This window comes from Neisseria sp. Marseille-Q2251 (assembly GCF_940793045.1).
Classification (GTDB): domain Bacteria; phylum Pseudomonadota; class Gammaproteobacteria; order Burkholderiales; family Neisseriaceae; genus Neisseria.
The window spans coordinates 15,348-37,456 of the sequence record NZ_CALNWV010000022.1 but is presented as its reverse complement, the minus strand read 5'-3'; the positions used below and the strand labels follow the sequence as shown (position 1 = coordinate 37,456).

Sequence of the window (22,109 nt, the reverse complement as noted above, 5' to 3'; positions counted from 1 at the left end):
TCATCGTCTATCGTTGGGCAAAAATCAACAACAACACCGCCTCCATCACCGAACGCGGCAAGATTTACAACGGCGGCACGCTCAAAACCTACGGCTACGAACTTGACGCATCCTACCGCTGGGGCGGTCTGACCGCGCGCGCCGGCGTGTCCTACGTCAAACCTCGTCTGAACGGCGACATGTACTACGGCGAAAGCCCGATTCAAGCCGAAGACCACGAAAGCTCGTTCACCTTCTGGAACACCGGCCGCCAATGGCTGACCGGCCTGTCTTATCAGTTTGAAAATCCCAAACTCGAAATCGGCTGGCGCGGCCGCTACGCCCAAAGCGTGAAATACACCGACGTCGCCCGCGGACAAGGCACGATACACGGCAAGAAAGCCGGTTACGGCGTACACGACATCTACGCCAACTGGCAGCCGCTGAAAAAAGACAACCTGAACGTCAACTTCTCCGTCAACAACATCGGCAACAAGCAATACCGTTCGCACAGCCAACGCTTCCCCGACGGCAACGGACGCGTGCCCTTCTACGAGCGCGGCCGCGAGTTTGCCTTGGGCGTGAATTACCGCTTCTGACAAAAGTATTGATAATAAGGTCGTCTGAAACCTGATTTTTGGGTTTCAGACGACCTTTTTCTACTTCTCCTGCTTCTTCAACAACAAACACGCCAGAATCAGGCTGGTGGCGGCAAAGGCGGCGATGGCGGCGTATTCATGCAGCAGGTCGGCGGTGTGCAGCCCTTTGGTGAAGCTGCCGACGCTGACGGTGTAATACCACGACGATGGGAAGGTTTTGCCGATAACCAGCGCGCCGCCTTCCATGGTGGACAGCGGGTAGAGAAAGCCGGAATAGGTTTGCGCGGGAATCATGGTGATGATGGCGGTGGCGAAGATGGCGGCAAGCTGGGAGCGCACAAAGCAGGAAATCAAAAGCCCCAGCGCGGTACTGGCGAACACCATCAAGAGCGTACCGACGGCGAGTCCGGCAAACGAGCCTTTGAGCGGCACGCCGAACAGGTAAATAATCATCAGCATCATGGCGGCGAAATTGACCATGCCGACGGCGATATAGGGAAGCTGTTTGCCGATCAGATATTGCGCCACGGCGGCGGGCGATGCGTAGAAATTGGCGATGGAACCGATTTCGCGTTCGCGCACCACGCCGACCGCCGACATCATGGCGGGTATCATCATCAACACCAGCATCATCACGCCCGGGGCGATGGCGTTGATGCTGTCGAAATCCTGATTGTACATAAAGCGCGGTTCGATGCCGGCGGGGGCTTTGAGCGAAACGGGCAGCCCGCTTTCGGCGATGCGGTCTTTAGTGTAGGCGGTGATCAGGCTGCCGATGTAGCCGCGAATGTTGGTGGCGTTAAACGGCATGGAGCCGTCCACATAAAAACCGACTTCGGGTTTGAGCCCGCGCGCCAAATCGCGCCCGAAACCGCTCGGAATATCGATGACCAATATGGCGCCGGAGCTTTTGAGCACGGTGTCGATTTCGGCTTCGGACTGTATCGGCGGCTGTTGGAGGAAGTAGCGCGAACCGTCGAAATACTCAACCAGCTCGCGGCTGGCGGCGGTTTGGTCGCGGTCATAAACGGCGAATTTCAGATTCCGCACGTCAAACGAAATCCCCCACGATACCGACGCCATGATAATCAGCGGGCCGAACACGGCGAAAAACAGGCGGATTTTGTCGCGCAGGAGTTCTTTGGCTTCGCGGCGGGCGAAGGTCCAAATCATGGAGAAGCGGTATTTGAAGGTTTGGGTGTCGGGCGTTGCGGACGGGGTTTCAGACGGCCTCGGATGGTGTTTTTCAGGATCGTCTGAAAACTGCGAATGCCCGTTATCCGATGCCACTTCCGCGTGCGTGGCTTGCGCCACACACCCTACGGTCGGTTCGGACAATTCCGCTTTATTGTTCACAGGTAGGGTGTGTGAACTTTGTTCACGCACGCCGTCTGCGTTTTGGCGAAACTCGCTTTGCTCGTTTTCAGACGACGTTGCGTTTTGTTCATACAGGTCGTCTGAAAAATCAGTAGCCGTAGGTTGGGTCGAGACCCAACCTGTCGAATCCAAAGACGTTGTTGGGTCTTGACCCAACCTACCTTTTTCGGAATGCACGCCGTCTGTATTTTGACGAAACTCGCTTTGTTCACTTTCAGACGACCTTGCGTTTTGTTCATGTAGGTCGTCTGAAAAATCAGCCACCGTAACCGCCGTAGCCGTAGGTTGTGTCGAGACCCAACTTGTCGAATCCGAAAGCATTGTTGGGTCTTGACCCAAACTACCCTGTTCGGAATGCCCGTTATCCGATTCCGCTTCAATCAGATACTGTACAAACGCTTCTTCCAAATCCGGCGCATTCTGCCTTGCCGCCAGTTCGGCGGGCGTGCCCACCGCCAGCACGCGGCCTTTGTGCATAAAGGAAATGCGGTCGCAGCGGGCGGCTTCGTTCATAAAGTGGGTCGAAACGAAAATGGTGATTTTGTCTTCGCGGGAAAGTTTCAGAAGATGCCGCCAGAACATATCGCGCGCGGCGGGATCGACCCCCGAAGTCGGTTCGTCCAGAATCAATACTTCAGGGTGATGCAAGCAGGCGGCGGCAAGTTGCAGGCGTTGGCGGATGCCCAGCGGCAGCGATGCGGGCGCAGTGTCGGCAACGTCCGCCAAATCAAACTGTTGCAGGGCTTCCTCCACCGCCGCCGCGCCTTTAGCGCCCATCTGGTAAAGTCTGGCGTGCAAATCCAGATTGCGGCGCACGCTCAGTTCTTCATACAGCGAAAACGCCTGCGACATATAGCCGACACGCATTTTCGTGTCCAAGCCGCCCGCGTCTATCGGCTTGCCCAACAGCGTGGCGTCGCCTTCGGTCGCTTCCAACAGGCCGGTCAACATTTTCATGGTGGTGGACTTGCCGCAGCCGTTGCTGCCGAGAAAGCCGAAAATTTCGCCTTTTTGAATGGTGAAGCTGACGTGGTCCACGGCGGTAAAATCGCCGAAACGCTTGGTCAGCCCGTGCGCTTCCATTGCGGGCGGCGCAGCGGGATCGGGAACGAACGGCGTAATGTCCAAACCGCCCGAACCCTGCTGTTTTTCCGGCGGCAGCATTTTGACGTAGGCCTCTTCCAACACATCGGTGCCGTAATCCGCCAGCACGTCGGCAGTGGGCTTGTTTTCCAGCAGCCTGCCCGCGTCCATCGCCAGCAGCCGCTCGAAACGCTGCGCCTCTTCAATATAGGCGGTCGCCACAATCACGGTCATACCCGCGTGTTCCCGCCGCAAATCGTCCACCAACGCCCAAAACTGACGACGCGACAAAGGGTCCACGCCCGTGGTCGGTTCGTCCAAAATCAGCAAATCCGGACTATGTACCAGCGCGCAGCACAAACTCAGTTTCTGCTTCATCCCGCCCGATAGCTTGCCCGCCGCCCTGCCGGAAAACGGCGCAAGGCGGGTCGCCTCCATCAGCCGCGCAATCTGCCGCGTGCGTTCCTGCCCGTCCAAACCAAACAGCCGCGCATGGAAATCGATATTTTCATACACCGACAAGGTAGGATACAGGTTGCGCCCCAAACCCTGCGGCATAAAGGCGATGCGGTGCGACAAATCCCGCCGCACATCCTTGTCCGCCATATCACCGCCCAACACTTCCACCCGTCCGTCCTGAATCATCTTCACACCCGCCATCAGCGAGAGCAACGTCGATTTGCCCACACCGTCCGGCCCGATCAAACCGACCGTCGCGCCTTTCGGAATGTCCAGCGACACATCGTCAAGCGCAAGGGTCTTGCCGTAGCGGTGGGAAAGGTTTTGGATGGAAACGGTGTTCATGATGCAGCCTTTTTTGCAGAAAACGGTATTTCAGACGACCTATTCGTAACGGCTGATTTCCAAAAGATTGCCGTCAGGGTCGCGCAAATAGACCGACCGTATCGCGCCGACCGCTCCCGTGCGCGGAACAATCCCGCTGATGGCGTCCACCCCATGCGAAGCCAATTCTTCCAAAACCTGCTCCAAAGGCGTCTCCGTCAACAAACACAAATCCGCCGTACCGCAGGCAGCATTTTCAGCATGAGGCACAACTTCCGCCCCGCGCATGTGCAGATTGATTTTCTGCCTGCCAAACAACAAAGCCTTGCGCCCCTCGCCAAACGTGATTTCTTCCATACCCAAAATACGGGTATAAAAATCAATGCTGCGGGAAATATCAGCAACGGTTAAAACCAAATGATCCAGCGAAGTAATCTTCATTTTTTGTATCTCCTTAGTTCCGTTTTGACTTGGTTGCAAGCAACGAATTAATCAGGCTTCCGACTTAAAACTTCTGCCAACGTTTTACCCACAGGCGTGTATTCGCCTTCTTTTTCTCCGTAGAAGCCCGAATCCGCCAACACAATCTGTAAATCGTCAGGCTGGCGGAAATCATAAGCATAAAATACACCGCCGCCGTCAAAGGCAACCGGCAGGAAATGCGGGGCGTAAAACCAAAATTCGTAACTAAAATAAAATTCCACCACGTCTTTCGGCGAAAAATAGCCGAATTCCCGCCCGTTTCCTTCGATTTCGCCGCTTACGGCATAACGCCAAAGATGCTCCATCTCTTCAGGAATATAAAAGTAATCAGGCAGCCGCAGACCAGTGGCGGCAAATTTTTCCGCCACGCCCGCTGCGGGAAAAGCCTGTGTCAAAGCACAAATACCTTCATCACCGATATGCTTGTCCGCCGTCTGAAAAAAACACGCCAAATCCTCATCAGATGCGGGAGCTTCGCGGCTGAGAAAGTCAAATTTCTCGTACCACATAATCATCCCCAAAACGCTTCTTCAAACCCTGCCGCACATTCGGGCGGCAGTTCCCGGTACAGCAAATCGTGCAATGCCGCACTCAATTCTGCAGCCGTACAACAGCCTTCTTCATCATAAACCGCCCTGCCCTCTGCCTGCCATTTCTGTTCAAAATCATAAATTGCCAATAAAGTCTGCATCAGGGCAGCCACAGACGGCGCGACAAGGCGGCGGTTTTCCACCGTACCGTAACCGGTCATCAGCCAATAAACAGGGCTGTCGAGTGCGACGGTATCGGCAAAAAGAATCGAATCGTCAAACATTACGCCAAACACCGCCCATTCTTCGCGCCAACCTTCTATCGGCAGATATTGTTTGGCTTTTCCATTCCAGCCAAACGCCCAATCGTTCCAAATATCCGGCAGCCTTGCATAAGTCAGCCATTGCAAAAACAGGGTTTCCATTTCCAGCCGATAATCAGCAAGCGGGTTTTCGCCCTGCCACGTACCATCCATATGGCGGTAAAACCCGTCCAACGCGCCCAAATGCAGATGCCGCCCGCCTTCCAACGGCGGCAATTCTTGCAGCTCTTGTTTGTAAGGAAGACCAAAAGTTTTGGCAAAGGTTTGAATCAGTTTATCGTTCATAGCATTGACCGTCATGTTACGCAGATACAGCGTTAAATTGATTTTGGATGGTTTGGGTCTCTATACTACTTTTCTTCAGCGGAAAGTTTTACAATTTTTCAGACGACCTCTCCGCCTCCAGATAACGATGCTCCGGCATACCGACATCCCGCGTCACAGGATTATCCATCAACGGAAAAAAGCCCTCCTTCAGCTCATACAGCAGCCGTCCCCAAAAAGCATCTTCCACAGCCACTTCAGGATCGGCTTGCTCCAGCCAACGGGTCAAGTTTTCGGTTATTTCTCCATCTTTCGGCAACCTACCTTCTAGAACAAAGCCTGACTTGAGCAGGAACACTTCCGCCATCAAACGGCAATAAGTCTGCACAAACAAATCCAAACTGCTGCCGGCAAACACCAGTTCCTTCTCCCAAGCATTTTCCGCCTCGGGCGAATACAGCCACACCCGTCCGTCCGCACCAACGATAAAATAAGCTCCGCCGTAACCGTACTTACCGAAACAGCGTACCTCACCGAGCGGCGTATCAATAGACACCGTTTCATCGGAAAAGCGGACGAAGTAAAAACGGGCGGGCGGATAGTCGGTCAAAAGTGCAATCACATCACGGCAATAATCTTCAAGCAACGCCTTCTTACCCGAAACATAGTCGGCAGGACGGCATATCGCAATACCGTCAGCGGTTAAAGCACGGTGCAAATCAAACATACGGTTTCCTTGTTTTCAGACGACCTCAATAGCGTCATATGCAATGACAAATACCGCCTGATTTATCTAAAGGATACAACGAACAAAGGTCGTCTGAAAACCGTTCCTGAAATTGAGGAAACCGATATTTTCAGACGACCCTAACGATATTGGAACCGATACGCTTAACAACGACTTTTTTCAGTCAAATATCGGATACACGGCTTACCGCGCACTATTCCGCCAACCAAATCAGGCTGACCATGCGGCCGGTTTGTCCGTCGCGGCGGTAAGAGAAGAAAGTGTCGCGTTCCAAGACGGTGCAGTGTGTGCCGCCGTAAATCATGTCCACCCCTTCGCGGCGCAGAACCAAACGCGCCAGTGCGTAGATGTCGGCAAGATATTTACCGCCGCCGATGTCTTCGAATGCGTCCTCAGCTTCGGGCATGGGCGTACAAAATGCGTCGAACACGTCTTGTCCGACTTCGAATGCGTCCGCGCCGATGGCAGGGCCGAGATATGCCATGATTTCGACGGGCGCGACATTCATTGCGGCTATGGTGTTTTGCAATACGCCGCCCGCCAAACCGCGCCAGCCGGCGTGTGCGGCAGCAACGACCGTCCCGGCTTTATCGCAGAACAAGACAGGCAGGCAGTCGGCAGTCATCGCGGCGCAAGCGGCTTTGCCCATGTTGTCCACCGAAGCGTCGGCGTCGGGCGCGTTGCCCAATGCGTCGGCAGCGTTGACGACGATGGTGCTGTGGATTTGATTGAGGTAGGCGACGGGCAGCCCGACCTGTTCCTGCACGATTTCACGGTTGCGGCGCACGGCATCGGGATCATCGCCGACGTGTGAACCGAGGTTCAAACTCTGATACACGCCTTGGCTCACGCCGCCGTTGCGTGTGGTAATCAGGGTTTTCACGTTGGCGGGCGCAGGCCAATCGGCTGTCAGGAAATTTTTGCCTTGCGGGGCAAGGTTTAGGGTTTCTGTGATGGTTTTCATGTTTTTATCTGAGTAAGGAAAGGTTTGAAAGAATGTGTCTATCGGCTTCGTATTAACGCATCTCTACGACTTCCAATAATTCTGTGTTTTCCAATCGGTAATAAAGGTCATAACCCCGACCATGCTTATCTTCTCCTTGATTGGGAAGAAAGCTGATACAGGCAAATTCTTTATTCTCGGAAATATTGAACCAAATGGTATAGTTCCTCAAATCCGATTGATTCTGCAAATAACGATCAAATTCTTTTTTAGCCGCGACCATTACCAATAACAAACTTCCATCTAATCTAAATAAATAATCAGATTCAAAAGCATCTCTCCAAACTTTTTCCTGATAACTCATGCCGGCACCTAAATCCTCTACCTTAAATTGACCATTCAGTATGGCAAGTAAGCTTTTTCAACCGTATCGCCTGAATATTCCCATCTGCCTTAGGAAGTAATCAAGGTCATTTAAATAATACAGTTGCGTATTAACGCATCCCCACTACTTCCAATAATTCCGTATCTTCCAGTCGGTAATAAAACTCATAACCCCGACCATATTTATATAGTCCTCTATAAGGAATTTCAAAAAATATCCCGCCCACCATTTCATCTATTTTGGGTATAAAGCCGATATTGGCAAATTCTCCATTTTCGGAAATATTTAACCAAATAATATAGTTTTTCAGATCCCATTTACCTTGCGAATAACCATCAAATTCCTTTTTTGCAGCGGCAATTGCCAATAAAAAATTCCCGTCAATTTCAGATAAATCGTCTAATCTAAAAGCATCTCGCCAAACTTGCTCTTTATGGCTCATCATCGCCTCCTAAGTTATTTGTTTTAATTTGAGTTCTCTATATATTGAAATGTGATATTCGCATGAAAAATTTGATCAGACTAGTTGTATAAATTGCTTTCATCTAAGGGAAGATTCATCTGCTTGGCAATATTTTGTGCGGCAGCCGCAAAATCTTTTTTGTCCGACGGCTTGCTATAAATAAAAGTCAAAATTTGAACGTATGGTGCAGGATACGGGCGGCGATATTCCAGAGTAAAAAATTCTCCGTAGCCCTTGCTTCTCCATCTGATTATTGATAAGTGGTCATTTTCAGAAAGAGGATAGCCCATAACGATGTCACTGCCTTCCCAATGCGTCAGGACACGTTTGACGGGGTCGTATCGCCAAGACTCATCTTGCAATTTTTCCAATGCTCTTTTTTTGGATGATAGAGACAAATACAGGAAGGGCAAAATCATTATCAAAAGAAATGACAGGAAGAAGAAACCGGAGCCTATGTTCAGAATCTCCATATCCTCCATAATCAACATACCCACCCATACGGGTAGCGCAATCATGGAAACGATGGCAGCTTTGGTGGCAAGTCGGTATGTTTTTTCAGATGTCAAATTGCCATAACCCGCCAGCCACTGCATTTTGCCGTCCATTTGTGCAAGATTTACCAAATCTGAAGAAGACATCTTAATCCCTCACATAAACCACTTCGACGTCGTAGTCGTCTTCGTTCCAATCATCATCGTCATCCGTGCCGAGTTTGTCCTGCCATTCTTCTTCGTTGCTCAAAGACGAATCCAAGCCTGCCTCGAGGCGCAGGACGGAGAGCAAGTGGTAGATATCGTCAGGAATCGGAGCTTCGAAGGAAACGGTTTCGCCGGTTTTCGGATGGACGAAACTTAAGCGGTAGGCGTGCAAAGCCTGACGCGCGCCCAGACTTTTGACGGCTTCTTTTACCGGTTCACTGCACGGATGGCGCAGATTGCCGTAAACGGGGTCGGCGGCAAGCGGGTGGTTGGCTTCGCGCATATGGACGCGGATTTGGTGCGTCCTGCCTGTTTCGAGCGAGCATTCGATGTAGCTGTGGGCAAGATAGCGTTCCAACACTTTGACGTGTGTCACGGCAGGTTTGCCGCCGAATTTGACGACTGCCATTTTCAGGCGGTTGTGCGGATCGCGTCCGATTTGGGTTTCGATTTTGCCGTCAAAGGGAACGATGCCGTTGGCGACGGCGCGGTAGATACGTTTGACCGTGCGCTCTTGAAGCTGTTGCACGAGGGAATTTTGTGCGGGCAGGGTTTTGGCGACCACCATCAGGCCGCTGGTTTCTTTGTCTAGCCTGTGGACGATGCCCGCGCGCGGAATCTGGCTCAATTCGGGACAATGCGCCAATAAACCGTTGAGCAGCGTCCCCGTCCAGTTGCCTGCAGCGGGATGGACGACCAGTCCGGCTGGTTTGTTGACGACGATGACGGTATCGTCTTCGTACACAATATCCAAATCCATCGCTTCGGGTTTGAACGCGAGATTCTCTTCGCTCGGACGTACCGTTACGCTGATGGATTCTCCGCCTATCATTTTGTCTTTGGGTTGGGCGGGCTTATCGTTTACAATGACCGCGCCTTCTTTAATCCACGATGTCAGGCGGCTGCGCGAATAATCAGGCATGAGCTTTGCCAACACCGCATCCAGCCGCCCGCCCGCAAGCTCCAGCGGAACAGTCAAATTAACACAACTTTCTGCTTCGGGGGCTGACGTAAAGTCTAAATCGTCGCTATAATCGGCTTCATTATCAAAGGAAGTATTCTGCATGAAAAAAATTCTTTTAGTAGTTTCGTTAAGTCTGGCACTGGGTGCCTGTGCAAGCAATAAAGGTACGGTCGATAAAGACGCGCAAATCACACAAGATTGGAACGTGGAAAAACTCTATGCCGAAGCGCATGACGAGTTGAACAGCAGCAATTATACGCGAGCCATCAAGTTATACGAAATTTTAGAATCCCGCTTCCCCAACGGCCGCTACGCGCAACAGGCGCAGCTGGACACCGCATACGCCTATTACAAAGACGACGAGCCTGAAAAAGCCCTCGCCGCCATCGACCGCTTCCAGCGCCATCACCCGCAACATCCGAATATGGATTACGCGCTTTACCTCAAAGGCTTGGTTCTGTTCAACGAAGACCAATCCTTCCTCAACAAACTCGCCTCTCAAGACTGGTCCGACCGCGACCCTAAAGCCAACCGCAGCGCATACCAAGCATTTGCCGAATTGGTACAACGCTATCCGGAGAGCAAATACGCCGCCGACGCCACCGAGCGCATGGCGAAACTGGTGGACGCATTGGGCGGTAACGAAATCTCCGTTGCCCGCTACTACATGAAACGCGGCGCCTACCTCGCCGCCGTCAACCGCGCCCAAAAAATCGTCGAGCGTTATCAAAACACCCGCTACGTTGAAGAAGCTCTCGCCATGATGGAGCTTGCCTACAAGAAACTGGACAAACCCCAACTCGCCGCCGATACCCGCCGCGTCTTGGAAACCAACTTCCCGCAAAGCCCCTTCCTGCAACACCAATGGCAGCCAAACGACATGCCTTGGTGGCGCTACTGGCGTTAAGGCTTGAAGTTTAAAGCATAGTGATACCGTATCACCCTATGCTTTTCTGAAACCAAAGGTCGTCTGAAACTGAAAAATACAGTTTCAGACGACCTTTTTATGTTTCAAGCAATCATTATTCGCGGGTAAAGTCCACGCTACCCTTTCCGTCTTACAAGGTGAACTGCAAAAGCAAAGATAGGGTCATTCTAAGCATCAGGAGGGCGAGATGATCAATGCTGACAATACTGTTAATGTTCAAATTTTTTGGAAGTCACAAGAAGACGGAGCTTGCAAGATAATTCCTCCGATCGGTCTCTTTTATCCTGTAAGCAAATTTGAAGATGGGATTTTTCAAGAAAATTTTCCTAGAAGTATCGTTTTAGATATTTACGAACATATAGCCAATAAAAACATCAGCTATGCGAAGGCTTGGTTTCTCATAAGGAAAAATGAAAAGATCCCGCAAGGAACAAAATTTAAAATTTTTGATGGGGCAAGATGCATTGCTGATGTTGTTTCAATTTCTTAAGAAAGAAATCGTAGATTAGACAAAACCCAACCAAATATTAAGGTCGTCTGAAAAACGTTTTCAGACGACCTTTCTTGTTACTTCAAACGCTTTTAGAACTTGGCTTCAAGCGTGAAGTTGTAGCTTCTGCCGGGAGAGGTGAAGCGTTCTATACCGGCATGGGTTTTGTTGTCAACGCGGTTGACTGTGCCGAATTCGCGGATGCTGCGCAGCGATTCCCAAGTATAGTATTTTTTGTTGCCGATGTTGTACGCACCGGCGCGCAGGGTGAAGTATTTGCCCAAGTTGACGTAGCCTGTCAGGTCGAAAAGCGTATAGGCTTTGCTGTGCTTGGCAAATGGCCATGGGTTGTTCAAATCATCGCTGCTGTGGACGGTGTCAGACGGTTTTTTAGCTGCGGTGTGGGTCAGGTATGCATTGATGCCCCAGCGTTTGGAGGGAGCATCGTAGCCCAAATTGTAAACAGCAGACCACGGGGAAAGGGCGTTAATCGGGGTTTCTTGTCCGTTGGTCTGTTTGGCTTTGCCTTTGATATAACTAAGGTTGACACCTGCGTGCGTGCCTTGCGGCAAACCGATGCTGTCAAGGTTCCATGTGCCGTTAAATTCCAAACCTTTCACCCATGCGGAGGAACGGTTTTGGTTTTGCCAAACGGGTGAGCTGACCAATGCGGTACCGTCGGAAATCGGCGCATAATTAGGGCTATTAGGGTTGTCTGAGGACACGCCCATGTAGGTCAGTTCGATAAAGTTGCGGTAGCGGGTTTGGAAGCCGGAGAGTTTAAAGTTTCCGGCTTTGCTACTGCCGGCAAGTCCCAGTTCGAAATTTTTGGCGGTTTCTGCCTTAAGGTTAGGGTTTGCTTTAAGGTAGAAGTCAGGATGCGGGAACAATAGCCAGGTTTCGTCTGAAGTCGGCGCGCGGAAGCCAGTGCTATATTTTGCCAAAAGATTCAGACGCGGCGTGAATTTCCAGTCTAATCCTAAACCGTAGCTGAAACCGCTGTGTTTACGTTCGCTGCCGAGATAAGGAATTTGACCGCGGATGGCAGGAGTGTAGTTGGGATTGTCTTTGGCTTTGCTGCTGCTGTTGTCGTAGCGAAGCCCGGCATTGAGGCGGTATTGGCTGCTGTCGCCGAATTGGAATGTGTTGTTCCAGTAGGCAAAACGGTTTTTGGAGGAGCTTTCGACCAGCATAGTCAATTCTTGGTTGTTGGACGTTTGATATTTCGGGTCGTATAGGCGTACCCAATAGCTATGATCGCTATTGCTGTTGTCGTTTTTGGAATCGCCCAATCCGTATTGCATTGCCCATACCAATTTGGAGAAGTCGATTTGTTTTTCGGCATCGGCACCGAATTGGATATTTTTTTGACGGATGTTGCGGAACATATGGTACACGTCGCTGTTCACACCGCTGCGATTATAATCCGTCGGCAAGTCCCAGGTCCAAGTGCTCATGTCGATGGTTTGACGGTCGTAACGCAGGTTGAGGTTGTCCCATGGTCCTTTGTCAAGTTGGTTTTTGTATTCGAAACCGATGCGTTTGCGGTAGGAAATATCTTGACGGGAACGGGTGTCGCCCAGTGCTTCGCCTTTCCAGTTTGCCGCCCACATATTGGACAATTCAGTCGTTGTGCGGTCGGTGCGCGAGTCTTCGTAAATCCAGCCTATACGGTTTTGATCGTTGAAGTTGTAACCCAGCTTGAACAGGGTGCTTATGTTTTCCCAATTTTGAGGGTCAGGTTTGCTGCGCGCTACGCCACGGCTGCCGTAGTTGGTCATGCCGACATTCGGACTCCAGCTTTGTTTGTTGTCGGTGATGACGGTATCGGCAGCGTCGCTATTGTTTTTGGTTTCTTTACCGAAACGGCGGGTGTAGACCATCAATGCATCCAGACCCAACCAGGTTCCTGCGGCGGTTATGCTGCTGAATTTTTGGCTGTTGCGTCCGATATAGCCGCCTTTAATGCCTAAGTGGTAGGGGTTTTCTTCGGAAACATAGTCGCTTGCGGATTTGGTTTTGTAGTTGACGGCACCGCCCAATGCGCCGCTGCCGGATTTAAGCGAGTCCGCGCCTTTGGTAAGGGTTACTTCCGAAAAGTTTTCGGGTTCGGAAGTGTTGCGGTTGGCATTGAAGTTGCCGTATGCGCCGAACAACTCTTGGAATGCTTCAGACGACCTGCTTTCTGCTTGTGCCAGTCCATCCGCGTTGATGGCAACGCGGTCTTTGTCGACACCGCGTATGGTAAAGCCGTTGGAACCGGAGCGTCCGCCTTCGACGACGCTGATGCCCGGATCGTAGCGCACCAAGTCGCTTTCGTCAGAGACCATTTGTTTATCCAATGCCTGACGGCGGACTTTCTCTTCACCGAGTTTTTGGACTTTGCGGCCGCCGATGACTTTGACTTCATTCAAGTCCTGATGGGCTTGTGGTACGGGGTCGGCAGCGAAGGCAGGGAAAGTTTGGCTGACAATGGCTGCCAGCAGTACGGGTTTAAAGGGGAAGAACATTTTTTGACTCTTAAGATGTACTGATTATCGGTTTATTGGGATGTTTGACGTGCGGTTACTTGCTGACAGGTGTCAAACTTGTATCCGTCGTATTGCGGTCTGATGAATTTTCTACGCCGCCGAATACGGTATCCAACGATTTATCGGCATCGAAGGTTACTTTGCCGCCTATGCTGACCTCTGTTTTATGGCCACCGTTAAACTGACCGAAGAATTTTCCTTCGACTTTGCCGTTTTTGCCGTCGGATTCGGCAGTGCCCGAGAAATCAACGCCGTTGATGCCCACATCTTTCATCACAACATCCGGACCGTAATCCGCATTACCCAAAATCGTGCCGCCAAGTTTGTTGGTGTTGAAATTGGCTGTCAGCAGTGAAAGTTTGGGCGTGTTTTTTTCAGACGACCCGAAGGATTTACCCGGATCGTAGGTTGAGGTAACGATATTGCCGTTGCGGACGCGGACTGCCCAAACTTCGTATGTGGTCTTGCCTTTTGCCACTGTACTGTCTGACGGAGTGTAATAAGACGGTTTCGCCGTGCCAACAGGTTTGCCGCCGACAAATAGGTCTACCGTGCCGTCTGCACTTATCCATGCGCCGAATTTGAGGTGGTCCTGTTTGGTTGCAGGGGCATAGGTGAACTGCCCAGAACTACTGCAACAGACAAACAGCTTACCGCCTTCAGACAAAGGTTGCCCTTCGTGGCGGGTACGCAGGGCATAAGACGGGCTGAAAGAGTCGGGGACAATCGGATCGGAATATGAGCTGATGTTGTAATAGTTGCCCGAAGGGGTTCGATAGACATATTGCTTATCGGTATAGCTGCTGCCCCATGATGTTTTTACTTCGAACTCCGCTTCATGCAGGCTGCCGCCTTTACCGGAAAGGGTGTTGATGGTCTTTATTGCATTGCTCTCATCACTCAGCTTGACATTGGCGATAGGCTGCGCCGTAGGTATGGCAACGGGGACTTTGGGTTCGGATGCGCCTCCTCCAGCGCAGGCAGTCAGAATAAGGGTCGCTGCCGCAGAAATCGCGGGTACTTTGATTTTCATGATGAATCTCTCTTAATATTGATGTTTTATAAATTAATGATAAGGATTACCAATTTTGTTGTAATATTGTGTAATAATTATGCCGTTTTGGCAATATCCTTACGGGTTTTAAATGGTTTCCAAGATGAATATTAGCAAGTGAATTAATTGATGATGTAGAGTTGAAACTTTACTCCAAATATTTGATTTAATGCTGCTACTTGATTGCCGACAGAGAAAATTGAGTGATAGTGTGATCAAACTATTGCTTTGGATTCGCAAGATATATTGCAGGCGTGTTTAGTGGGTTGGCTTGATTAATCCTATGAATCTACTGATGAATAATATTTGAATAATTTATAAGACCATAAAAATAAATTAGTTATGTTTGTTTTGGAAATTTACCTCTATAATGCTGCATCTTAATGCGAATCTGTTGCTTTTACGCAAAAATAAGGTCGTCTGAAAAGTTTCAGACGACCTTTGATAGCTGTAAATCCATGACTGGGGATTGAATCAGTAGGGCATGGCGGTTTGCATTTAGCTACCCCTGTGATATACACACATATATTTCGGATGATTTTGAATGTTAAAAATAAAACAAAAAATGGTTTCGGCATCTTTATGTTGCCTGTTGCCTTCCGCAGTCTTGGCTCAATTGCCCGAAGGTGGTATCCGGCAGGATGCGCCTTCTCAGGATGCTGCCGTACAAGTGCAGCAAAAACAATGGCTGGATATTTTGTCCGAAGAAGAAAGGTCGTCTGAAAAGAATGAGAATGTCGGCGAACCGACTGTGGTCGGCGATGATTTTTTAACGGCAAACCCGCATATTCTTGAGGACGCACTGATTCAAGCGCTTAACGGCAATAGCGCAGATTTGGTTTCTTCGCTTGCCTCACTTTACCGCAAACAGCCCAACCACAATCCCAAGCTGATTGCACGTGCCGATGCTTTGCTGGCAAAGTTGAAAGGGCGGACTTCCGAAGCGGTCGAACGTTATCGTACCCTTTATGAATCTGACGTTTCAGACGACCGCATATTATTGGATTTGGCGGCGGCAGAGTTTCAGGATTATCGTTTGGGCGAGGCGGCGGCGCATTTCCGCCATGCCGCGCAACGCGATATACCTGCCCCCGTTTTGGAAAACGTCAAACGTTTTCAAGAAGCCGTCAAGCGGCAGACAGAATGGAAATGGTCCGGCGGAATCAGCCCCGTGCATAACGATAATGCCAACAACGCTGCCCCGCGTTATTGCATCGAAGCAAGAGGGCAAACCGCATGCAGTATCACTTTGCCTGTCAGTGCCAACGGCTTGAATTACGAATTGAACACCGAAAAACTCACCCCGTTTTACGGGCATCACGCCGTCAAATTCCGCGCCAACCTCAGCGGAACGAGCTATTTTTTCGACCGCCAATCGGCTTACGACGATGCGTTCGGCAGGGCTTATTTGGGCTGGCAGCGCAAGGACGGCAAACAAACCGTCAGCGTTTTACCGTTTTATCAGACGCAGTTGGCAGGCAGCAGCGAGTTTGACAGCAAAAAAGAAAACAACCGCCGCGCCGCGCCGTATATGCTGGCACACGGGGTCGGCGTACAGCTTTCGCATATGGTCAATCTCGGCAACGCGACACAACTTTATTACTCGCTGGAACGCTACCACCAAAACTATCGGGAAACTGATCGTGCGCTGCGTAACGACGGTTGGCACGACGGCACCTATCTCTCCCTGGCGCGCCGTTTCGGCAGAACGACCCTGTTCGGCGGTTGGCAATACAACCGCTTTGTTCCTGAAAACAAAAACATACGCAATGCCGTCAACAATGCCGCCTACCGCCGCAGCGGGTTCAACATAGGCTGGATACAGCAATGGCCGTTTTTGGGCGGGCTGAACAGCCGCCTGACCGCCTCATTTGCCAACCGCCGCTATAAAGGCATTATGGCATTCGGCACGGAGCCGCAACGCAACCGCGAGCACTCCCTCTCCGTCAGCCTCAGCCATGATAAATTGTCCTACAAAGGCATCACGCCGACCTTGAATTACGGATACAGCCGCATCCGCAGCAATGCCCCTTATGCACGACGCAGCAGCCGTCAATGGTCGTTGGGAGCTGAATGGAATTTTTAAAAACAGCCGTAAATTCGAATTTGCAAACCTCCGCGTCTTAATCTAATTACTTCATCGCAGCTTTCAACGCAAACGCTGCCAGTAGTGCCCCTAAGCGGAATTTTCGGGGAATGGCGAGTCCTGCCGTTTTATACAGGAGGCGTGTGCGGTTCAGCTCGCTGCCTAAGTCCAGCAGTGTCATCAGCTTATCCGACTTGCGATCGTCCTGTTCTTTCCATTTTTGCTGTTTCATATGCGATGCTTCGATTCTCAGACGAACCAACTTGGCTTCCAGTTGCAGCAGTTCGCGTGCTTCATCGCGTTCCGTTTTATTCATCGTCCTCTCCTTCCTGCATATCTTGACCACGCAGGCAGGCGATGTCTGCCTTAATGTCCTGCAAGGTTGCGGCGATTTTGTTGTTTTGGCTGCGCCAGTCTTTTGCGACTTTGCCGAACAAGACCGCAATGACGATCAGGCTGACGGCAGTTATCCCGAAAAATACCCATATCGCTGCGATATCCGACAACACACTGTTTAGTCCGAAAAGCAGGCTGATGAATGCAATCAGCAGCAAGATGCCCGATACGACCAACCATATGATGATGCGGAACACGTTTTCCGCCTGTTCCGCCAAATCCAGATTCAAAATCTGCAAACGCAGCAAAAGCAAATCAACACCCTGATTCAGCAACGTTTTCGTATGTTCGATATTTTGTCTGATACCCATATTCCGATTTCCCTGATTGTTCCAAAACGGACAATCCGAAGGCTTTGGGGTCGTCTGAAACCTTTGCCGACCCGAATAAGCAAACGCCGCCAGAACAAGATTTCGGGAAATCGTGTCCGGACGGCATTCATGTTTGACCGATTATCGGCGGTTCAGCAATACGCCGACGACCAAGCCCGCCAGTGCGGCAAAGCCCATTGCGTAATAAGGTTTGTCGTGTACGGCTGCATCGGCTTGGCGTGCGCCGCGTTTGATGCGGTCGCCCGCTTCTTCTCCAAACTCGGCAAAGCGTTTTTTACCTTCTTTGAAACGCTCTTCTGCCAATTCTTCAAATTCGTCGTATTTTTCGCGCGCGCGGTCAGCGTGGTATTTGATTCGGTCACCGGCTTCTTCTTGGAAGTCATGCAAACGATCCTTAGCAGCTTCAAGTTTCTCCTGCAATTTGGCTTTGGCTTTTTTGCCTTCTTCCGAGCCGACTTCTACGCCTTTGCTGTACAGCTCTTCAACATCGCTCATCACGTCTTGGATGTCTTTCAACAAAGCTTCTTTGCGGGATTCAAAATCATGCTTTCTCATTACCTTCTCCTTGATGTCCATATGGGTGAAATAACAGATTATTCATCTGTTAACTGATTATAACCCCTTTACACTTCTTCTCAAGTCAATTCGGCTAAAGGTGGTTTGAAAACATGTAAAGATTAACGCGGGAGATAAAAGGTCGTCTGAAAACTTTCAGACGACCTTTGGGCCTCTTTAAAACTTTTCCGTCATGTAAACTGCTTCTTGGCGGAAGGGCTCCGTCCAAACAGCCTACCACTTTATTTTCAAGGCAACGGAGGCATTGCGCGGTTTGCCGTAAAAATTGCTGCGGGAGTTGGTGTAATAGCGTTTGTTGGTCAGGTTGCCGACGTTGACCGCCAGTGCGGCGTGTTTGTTGATTTTATAGCGCGCCATGACGTTCCATATCGAGTAGGAAGGCTGCCACAGTGCTTTGGGTTTGTCGGAAACGTAATATTGCCCGTTGGAAAGACCATGCCCCCAAGGCTTGGGCTTGGTGCCGCTAACCCAGCGCATCCCCACCCCCATCGTCAGCTTAGGCGTAAAGTCGTAGCTGGTGAAAAATTTGAAGGTTTTATCCGGCGCGGTATAGGTGCCGCCGTACTCCAGATTCATGTCGTCCCCCAAGTCGTTGGAGGAGTTGGGCGCGTCGTAAGGTTTGTCTATCTTCAGTTTGACAAAGCCTGCCTGCATCCGCCATTTCGGGGTAATCTGTCCGGCAAGGTTGATGTCGAAACCCCTGCTGGTATAGCCCTTGCCTGTGCCGTATTCCCAATCGCCTTGGAAGCACCACGGTTCGTTGCCGTTTTCCCCGCCGTATTTCCATTCGTAACAACGCGAGCCTGTAGGTTCGAGCGTGGGGTAATTTTTCTGGGTCATGGTGAAGTAAGACAGGGCGAAATTCAGCTTGTCGTTCCACAAGCCGCCTTTGATGCCGACTTCTTTGGAATTGCCGGTAATCGGCGGCAGCCATCCGCCGCCCTCGCCATAGGCCGGCCTGTTCCTTAAGACATTGTTAGTTTTCAGGATGCCGGTATAGCTGGCGTAGGCATTGATGGTCGGCGTCAGTTCTACAATCACGCCGCCGTACGGGACGAATTTGCGCACCGTATCGTGATACATACTGCTTTTATTGTGATCGGGGGCGTACCCTTCGTCGGGCATTTCAACCGTATCGTCTGTTATCACGTTGTTTTTGTTTTTGTAAAACGACCATTTCCCGCCCCCTTTGTCCCGCCATGTCAGCCAACGCCCGCCTACCACCGCCGTCAGCCACCTGGCCGGTTTGAGCTTCAGGGCAAAATAGGGTCCGTATTGCTCCGAAGCCAAATGATCGCGGGAAATCAATCCGTCCGGTCCCAATTTTTTCTCCCAAGCCCGGTTGTACCCCAACATGGGATAGCTGCCGTTATTCCAGTAATCAAGCGGAATCGCCTGCCATAAATAGAAGTTACGGTCTATCGGTTCTCCCGTCATGGCCGCAATACCTGTCGGTTTGGCATCATCGACATTCAATTCGCCGCTACTGCTGAAATTATAATCGTCCCTCGTCTGGGTATGGCGGATGCCGCTAAAACCGACAATAAACTGCTGGTCCTGGTCAAAAAGTTTGAAACGGCTGTCCAGATGGATATCGAACGCCTTGTCGTCGTATTTGTCGCGTTCGCGGCCGAAATCATAAGTTGCTGCGTTAAATTGCGGCGCGTAGCCGTTTACCCCCATATCGCCGTAACGCAGATCGCTTTTGGTGCGGCTGCGGGTATAGGCAGTTTGCAGCTTGATATGGTCGTTGAAATGATGTTTGTATTCGGCAAACATATTGTCGCTGGTGGCTTTGTTAAACGCCCATTCCGCCCCGTTGTTGAAGCTCGGCGGAACGTCGCGGGCATCTATCCAATGCGTCGGGGAATCCCCCAATTCGAAATCATAATCCTGGGTAACTTTCGAATAACGCATCAACCCCTTAGTCGGCGCACCGGTGATGTTGCGGTGCTGACGGCTGAAGCCAAACGTAAAGCTGTCTTTGTCGGTTGGCGTCCAATCGAATACGGTGTAGAAAGCATGGGATTTGCGTTTGATTCTGTCCATAAAGCTGTCGCCGTCCTCCCATGTTCCGACGATGCGGCCGCGCAGGGTTTGGGATTTGTTCAACGCACCGCCGTAATCGAATTCGACACGTTTGTTGTTCCAAGAGCCGTATTTCAGGTTCAATTCTCCCGCATTTTTCGCCAGCGGGCGTTTGCGCACGAAATTGACGCTTGCCGCCGGATCGCCCACTCCGGTGCTCAGCCCGTTCGAACCGCGGATGATTTCCACCCTGTCGTAAAGATAGCTGTCCTGTGCGGCAATAAAACGAGGCCCGCCAAGCAGGTATTTATTGGCCAGCACACCGTCAAGCTGGTAATTGTCGACGGGAAAGCCGCGCGAATAATACTGGGCTTCGCCCATGCCGGTAACGGAGTCCTGCAAGACGGTAATACCCGGCGTTTCTTCCAGCACCTGATCAAGGTTCTGCAAATTCTGATCCTGCATCTGCTGCTGGGTGAAAACGGTTACACTTTGCGGGGTTTCTTTGAGTTTTAAGTCAAGCTTGGTGGCCGAGGTGCTGCCTTTGACGGTGTAGTTGCTATTACTTTGGGCGGGTGTATTTCTTGCCCCCTTTACGGTAATTTCATTCAGATTGACTTTGTCGGTTACAGTTTGAGCATATGCGGATGAAAATGCAAAAGCGATGACGATACTCAAACGGCTGGGTTTCCATAGACTATTCATAGCTGCTCCTTGATGGGAAACGAATTCAGATATGAGTAAGGTCGTCTGAAAAAGCAAGATAGGAAGATGTTGATATAATTGATTTGTTTTTGAGAATGATTATATATTGAATAAAAATTAAAGATAATGATATAAAGTATAGAATATCCGACAATTTATGTAGCTTATGCGACAATCTGTACGATATAGTGGATTAACTTTAAACCAGTACGGCGTTGCCTCGCCTTAGCTCAAAGAGAACGATTCTCTAAGGTGCTGAAGCACCAAGTGAATTGGTTCCGTACTATCTGTACTGTCTGCGGCTTCGTCGCCTTGTCCTGATTTAAATTTAATCCACTATAACGCTGGAAACAAACGCCTAACGAAATTTGCAGATTATGGCAAACCAAGTAAAAAGGTCGTCTGAAAACCTGTTTCCAAGTTTTCAGACGACCTTTCAGCTCTTCAGTCAAAACGACCAAGCGTTATGCCAGGCCTTTTGCTTTCAACACTTCCAGCATGGTGCTGCCCAATTCGGCAGGGCTGCGGGTGTAGGCGATGCCGGCTTTTTCGAAAGCGGCGAATTTTTCTTCCGCAGTACCTTTGCCGCCGGAGATAATCGCACCGGCGTGGCCCATGCGTTTGCCTTTAGGAGCGGTCACACCTGCGATGTAGCCGACAACGGGTTTGGTTACGTTGGATTGGATGTATTCGGCTGCTTCTTCTTCCGCAGTACCGCCGATTTCACCGATCATGATGATGGCGTCGGTATAGGGGTCTTCTTGGAAGAGTTTCAGCGCGTCGATTTGGTTCATGCCCGGAATCGGGTCGCCGCCGATACCGATACAGGTTGATTGGCCCAAGCCCAGTTTGGTGGTTTGTGCCACGGCTTCGTAAGTCAATGTACCGGAACGGGAAATGATGCCGATGCGGCCCGGAGTGTGGATGTGGCCCGGCATAATGCCGATTTTGCACTCGCCTGGGGTAATCACGCCCGGGCAGTTTGGACCGACCAAACGTGTGCCGTTGCCGTTGGTTTCCAGATAGCGTTTGGCTTTGAGCATGTCCAGAGTCGGTACACCTTCGGTAATCACAACCACCAAGCCTACGCCGGAATCAACGGCTTCAACGATAGAGTCCAACACAAACGGAGCAGGAACGTAAATCACGGATGCGTCCGCGCCGGTTTCTTTAACGGCTTCTTTCATGGTGTTGAACACGGGCAGGTTCAGGTGGGTTTGACCGCCTTTGCCTGGAGTCACACCGCCGACAACTTTAGTGCCGTAAGCCAGAGCTTGTTCGGAGTGGAAAGTACCGTTTTTACCGGTGAAACCTTGAACCAATACTTTGGTGTCTTTATTAATCAATACGCTCATTCT

General features: G+C 50.7%; 22 protein-coding genes. 5 read left to right on the top strand and 17 right to left on the bottom strand.

The window, feature by feature from the left end; translation table 11 throughout:
* Positions 1-578: TonB-dependent receptor domain-containing protein (locus tag AAG834_RS08600; protein WP_342031869.1), on the top strand; the 578-nt coding region annotated here is incomplete at its 5' end.
* Between the two features lie 60 nt (positions 579-638).
* Here AAG834_RS08600 and AAG834_RS08595 read toward each other — a convergent pair.
* The 5 genes from AAG834_RS08595 to AAG834_RS08575 form a co-directional block, all read right to left on the bottom strand.
* Positions 639-3,842 carry an ABC transporter ATP-binding protein/permease gene (locus tag AAG834_RS08595; protein WP_342031868.1) on the bottom strand — a complete coding sequence of 1,068 codons (3,204 nt, stop codon included), beginning with the start codon at positions 3,840-3,842 and terminating at the stop codon, positions 639-641.
* Positions 3,843-3,881: 39 nt separating this feature from the next.
* Positions 3,882-4,262, bottom strand: a complete 381-nt coding sequence (locus AAG834_RS08590; protein WP_342031867.1) for a VOC family protein — start codon at positions 4,260-4,262, stop codon at positions 3,882-3,884.
* A gap of 47 nt (positions 4,263-4,309) precedes the next feature.
* The gene (locus tag AAG834_RS08585; protein WP_342031866.1) at positions 4,310-4,819 is read right to left on the bottom strand and encodes a hypothetical protein; all 510 of its coding nucleotides are present in this window, start codon (positions 4,817-4,819) and stop codon (positions 4,310-4,312) included.
* Positions 4,816-5,442 carry a hypothetical protein gene (locus tag AAG834_RS08580; RefSeq protein WP_342031865.1) on the bottom strand — a complete coding sequence of 209 codons (627 nt, stop codon included), beginning with the start codon at positions 5,440-5,442 and terminating at the stop codon, positions 4,816-4,818. The genes AAG834_RS08585 and AAG834_RS08580 overlap by 4 nt, the downstream gene beginning before the upstream one ends.
* Positions 5,443-5,530: 88 nt before the next feature.
* Positions 5,531-6,148, bottom strand: a complete 618-nt coding sequence (locus AAG834_RS08575) for an SUKH-4 family immunity protein (protein WP_342031864.1) — start codon at positions 6,146-6,148, stop codon at positions 5,531-5,533.
* On the opposite strand from AAG834_RS08575, the gene AAG834_RS08570 reads away from it, so the two are divergent.
* A complete protein-coding gene (locus AAG834_RS08570; protein WP_342031863.1) occupies positions 6,134-6,292 on the top strand; it encodes a hypothetical protein in 159 nt (52 codons plus the stop codon). The genes AAG834_RS08575 and AAG834_RS08570 overlap by 15 nt on opposite strands.
* Positions 6,293-6,362: 70 nt before the next feature.
* Here the strand turns inward: AAG834_RS08570 and pgeF are convergent, their stop codons facing one another.
* The 5 genes from pgeF to rluD all read right to left on the bottom strand — a co-directional run bounded on the left by pgeF (position 6,363) and on the right by rluD (position 9,727).
* Positions 6,363-7,133, bottom strand: a complete 771-nt coding sequence (pgeF, locus tag AAG834_RS08565) for a peptidoglycan editing factor PgeF (RefSeq protein ID WP_342031862.1) — start codon at positions 7,131-7,133, stop codon at positions 6,363-6,365.
* 52 nt (positions 7,134-7,185) lie between these two features.
* On the bottom strand, positions 7,186-7,476 hold the full coding sequence (locus tag AAG834_RS08560; protein WP_342031861.1) for a hypothetical protein: 291 nt from the start codon (positions 7,474-7,476) through the stop codon (positions 7,186-7,188).
* A 130-nt stretch (positions 7,477-7,606) separates the two neighbouring features.
* The gene (locus tag AAG834_RS08555) at positions 7,607-7,939 is read right to left on the bottom strand and encodes a hypothetical protein (RefSeq protein WP_040667900.1); all 333 of its coding nucleotides are present in this window, start codon (positions 7,937-7,939) and stop codon (positions 7,607-7,609) included.
* Positions 7,940-8,019: 80 nt separating this feature from the next.
* A complete protein-coding gene (locus AAG834_RS08550; protein ID WP_342031860.1) occupies positions 8,020-8,601 on the bottom strand; it encodes a hypothetical protein in 582 nt (193 codons plus the stop codon).
* A 1-nt stretch (position 8,602) separates the two neighbouring features.
* On the bottom strand, positions 8,603-9,727 hold the full coding sequence (rluD, locus tag AAG834_RS08545; RefSeq protein ID WP_036529295.1) for a 23S rRNA pseudouridine(1911/1915/1917) synthase RluD: 1,125 nt from the start codon (positions 9,725-9,727) through the stop codon (positions 8,603-8,605).
* Between rluD and AAG834_RS08540 the strand changes: the two genes are divergently transcribed.
* Both AAG834_RS08540 and AAG834_RS08535 read left to right on the top strand, forming a co-directional pair.
* On the top strand, positions 9,726-10,532 hold the full coding sequence (locus AAG834_RS08540) for an outer membrane protein assembly factor BamD (protein ID WP_003742974.1): 807 nt from the start codon (positions 9,726-9,728) through the stop codon (positions 10,530-10,532). The two genes, rluD and AAG834_RS08540, sit on opposite strands and share 2 nt — an antisense overlap.
* A gap of 208 nt (positions 10,533-10,740) precedes the next feature.
* Positions 10,741-11,043 carry a hypothetical protein gene (locus AAG834_RS08535; RefSeq protein ID WP_342031859.1) on the top strand — a complete coding sequence of 101 codons (303 nt, stop codon included), beginning with the start codon at positions 10,741-10,743 and terminating at the stop codon, positions 11,041-11,043.
* A gap of 92 nt (positions 11,044-11,135) precedes the next feature.
* On the opposite strand, the gene AAG834_RS08530 is transcribed toward AAG834_RS08535, so the two are convergent.
* Positions 11,136-13,373 (bottom strand): TonB-dependent hemoglobin/transferrin/lactoferrin family receptor, encoded by a 2,238-nt coding sequence (locus AAG834_RS08530; RefSeq protein ID WP_446740454.1) that lies wholly within the window; start codon positions 13,371-13,373, stop codon positions 11,136-11,138.
* Positions 13,374-13,608: 235 nt separating this feature from the next.
* On the bottom strand, positions 13,609-14,607 hold the full coding sequence (locus tag AAG834_RS08525) for a Slam-dependent surface lipoprotein (protein ID WP_107976200.1): 999 nt from the start codon (positions 14,605-14,607) through the stop codon (positions 13,609-13,611).
* A 565-nt stretch (positions 14,608-15,172) separates the two neighbouring features.
* Between AAG834_RS08525 and AAG834_RS08520 the strand changes: the two genes are divergently transcribed.
* Positions 15,173-16,714: a surface lipoprotein assembly modifier gene (locus AAG834_RS08520; protein ID WP_342031857.1), complete on the top strand. Its 1,542-nt coding sequence runs from the start codon at positions 15,173-15,175 to the stop codon at positions 16,712-16,714.
* A 46-nt stretch (positions 16,715-16,760) separates the two neighbouring features.
* Here the strand turns inward: AAG834_RS08520 and AAG834_RS08515 are convergent, their stop codons facing one another.
* The 5 genes from AAG834_RS08515 to sucD all read right to left on the bottom strand — a co-directional run bounded on the left by AAG834_RS08515 (position 16,761) and on the right by sucD (position 22,106).
* On the bottom strand, positions 16,761-17,030 hold the full coding sequence (locus AAG834_RS08515) for a hypothetical protein (protein ID WP_019270317.1): 270 nt from the start codon (positions 17,028-17,030) through the stop codon (positions 16,761-16,763).
* The gene (locus AAG834_RS08510; protein WP_342031856.1) at positions 17,023-17,421 is read right to left on the bottom strand and encodes a phage holin family protein; all 399 of its coding nucleotides are present in this window, start codon (positions 17,419-17,421) and stop codon (positions 17,023-17,025) included. The genes AAG834_RS08515 and AAG834_RS08510 overlap by 8 nt, the downstream gene beginning before the upstream one ends.
* Before the next feature lie 141 nt (positions 17,422-17,562).
* Positions 17,563-17,997 (bottom strand): DUF883 family protein, encoded by a 435-nt coding sequence (locus AAG834_RS08505; protein ID WP_049231449.1) that lies wholly within the window; start codon positions 17,995-17,997, stop codon positions 17,563-17,565.
* 234 nt (positions 17,998-18,231) lie between these two features.
* The gene (locus tag AAG834_RS08500) at positions 18,232-20,751 is read right to left on the bottom strand and encodes a TonB-dependent siderophore receptor (RefSeq protein ID WP_342031855.1); all 2,520 of its coding nucleotides are present in this window, start codon (positions 20,749-20,751) and stop codon (positions 18,232-18,234) included.
* Positions 20,752-21,215: 464 nt separating this feature from the next.
* Entirely contained in the window at positions 21,216-22,106 is an 891-nt protein-coding gene (gene sucD, locus AAG834_RS08495; protein WP_342031854.1) for a succinate--CoA ligase subunit alpha, read from the bottom strand.
* Positions 22,107-22,109 lie beyond the last annotated feature (3 nt).

Coding starts and splice junctions, on each gene's coding strand:
- AAG834_RS08595 (WP_342031868.1), bottom strand. CDS start 3,842: ATGAACACCGTTTCCATCCAAAACCTTTCCCACCGCTACGGCAAGACC.
- AAG834_RS08590 (WP_342031867.1), bottom strand. CDS start 4,262: ATGAAGATTACTTCGCTGGATCATTTGGTTTTAACCGTTGCTGATATT.
- AAG834_RS08585 (WP_342031866.1), bottom strand. CDS start 4,819: ATGATTATGTGGTACGAGAAATTTGACTTTCTCAGCCGCGAAGCTCCC.
- AAG834_RS08580 (WP_342031865.1), bottom strand. CDS start 5,442: ATGAACGATAAACTGATTCAAACCTTTGCCAAAACTTTTGGTCTTCCT.
- AAG834_RS08575 (WP_342031864.1), bottom strand. CDS start 6,148: ATGTTTGATTTGCACCGTGCTTTAACCGCTGACGGTATTGCGATATGC.
- pgeF (WP_342031862.1), bottom strand. CDS start 7,133: ATGAAAACCATCACAGAAACCCTAAACCTTGCCCCGCAAGGCAAAAAT.
- AAG834_RS08560 (WP_342031861.1), bottom strand. CDS start 7,476: ATGAGTTATCAGGAAAAAGTTTGGAGAGATGCTTTTGAATCTGATTAT.
- AAG834_RS08555 (WP_040667900.1), bottom strand. CDS start 7,939: ATGAGCCATAAAGAGCAAGTTTGGCGAGATGCTTTTAGATTAGACGAT.
- AAG834_RS08550 (WP_342031860.1), bottom strand. CDS start 8,601: ATGTCTTCTTCAGATTTGGTAAATCTTGCACAAATGGACGGCAAAATG.
- AAG834_RS08540 (WP_003742974.1), top strand. CDS start 9,726: ATGAAAAAAATTCTTTTAGTAGTTTCGTTAAGTCTGGCACTGGGTGCC.
- rluD (WP_036529295.1), bottom strand. CDS start 9,727: ATGCAGAATACTTCCTTTGATAATGAAGCCGATTATAGCGACGATTTA.
- AAG834_RS08535 (WP_342031859.1), top strand. CDS start 10,741: ATGATCAATGCTGACAATACTGTTAATGTTCAAATTTTTTGGAAGTCA.
- AAG834_RS08530 (WP_446740454.1), bottom strand. CDS start 13,373: ATGGTCTCTGACGAAAGCGACTTGGTGCGCTACGATCCGGGCATCAGC.
- AAG834_RS08525 (WP_107976200.1), bottom strand. CDS start 14,607: ATGAAAATCAAAGTACCCGCGATTTCTGCGGCAGCGACCCTTATTCTG.
- AAG834_RS08520 (WP_342031857.1), top strand. CDS start 15,173: ATGTTAAAAATAAAACAAAAAATGGTTTCGGCATCTTTATGTTGCCTG.
- AAG834_RS08515 (WP_019270317.1), bottom strand. CDS start 17,030: ATGAATAAAACGGAACGCGATGAAGCACGCGAACTGCTGCAACTGGAA.
- AAG834_RS08510 (WP_342031856.1), bottom strand. CDS start 17,421: ATGGGTATCAGACAAAATATCGAACATACGAAAACGTTGCTGAATCAG.
- AAG834_RS08505 (WP_049231449.1), bottom strand. CDS start 17,997: ATGAGAAAGCATGATTTTGAATCCCGCAAAGAAGCTTTGTTGAAAGAC.
- AAG834_RS08500 (WP_342031855.1), bottom strand. CDS start 20,751: ATGAATAGTCTATGGAAACCCAGCCGTTTGAGTATCGTCATCGCTTTT.
- sucD (WP_342031854.1), bottom strand. CDS start 22,106: ATGAGCGTATTGATTAATAAAGACACCAAAGTATTGGTTCAAGGTTTC.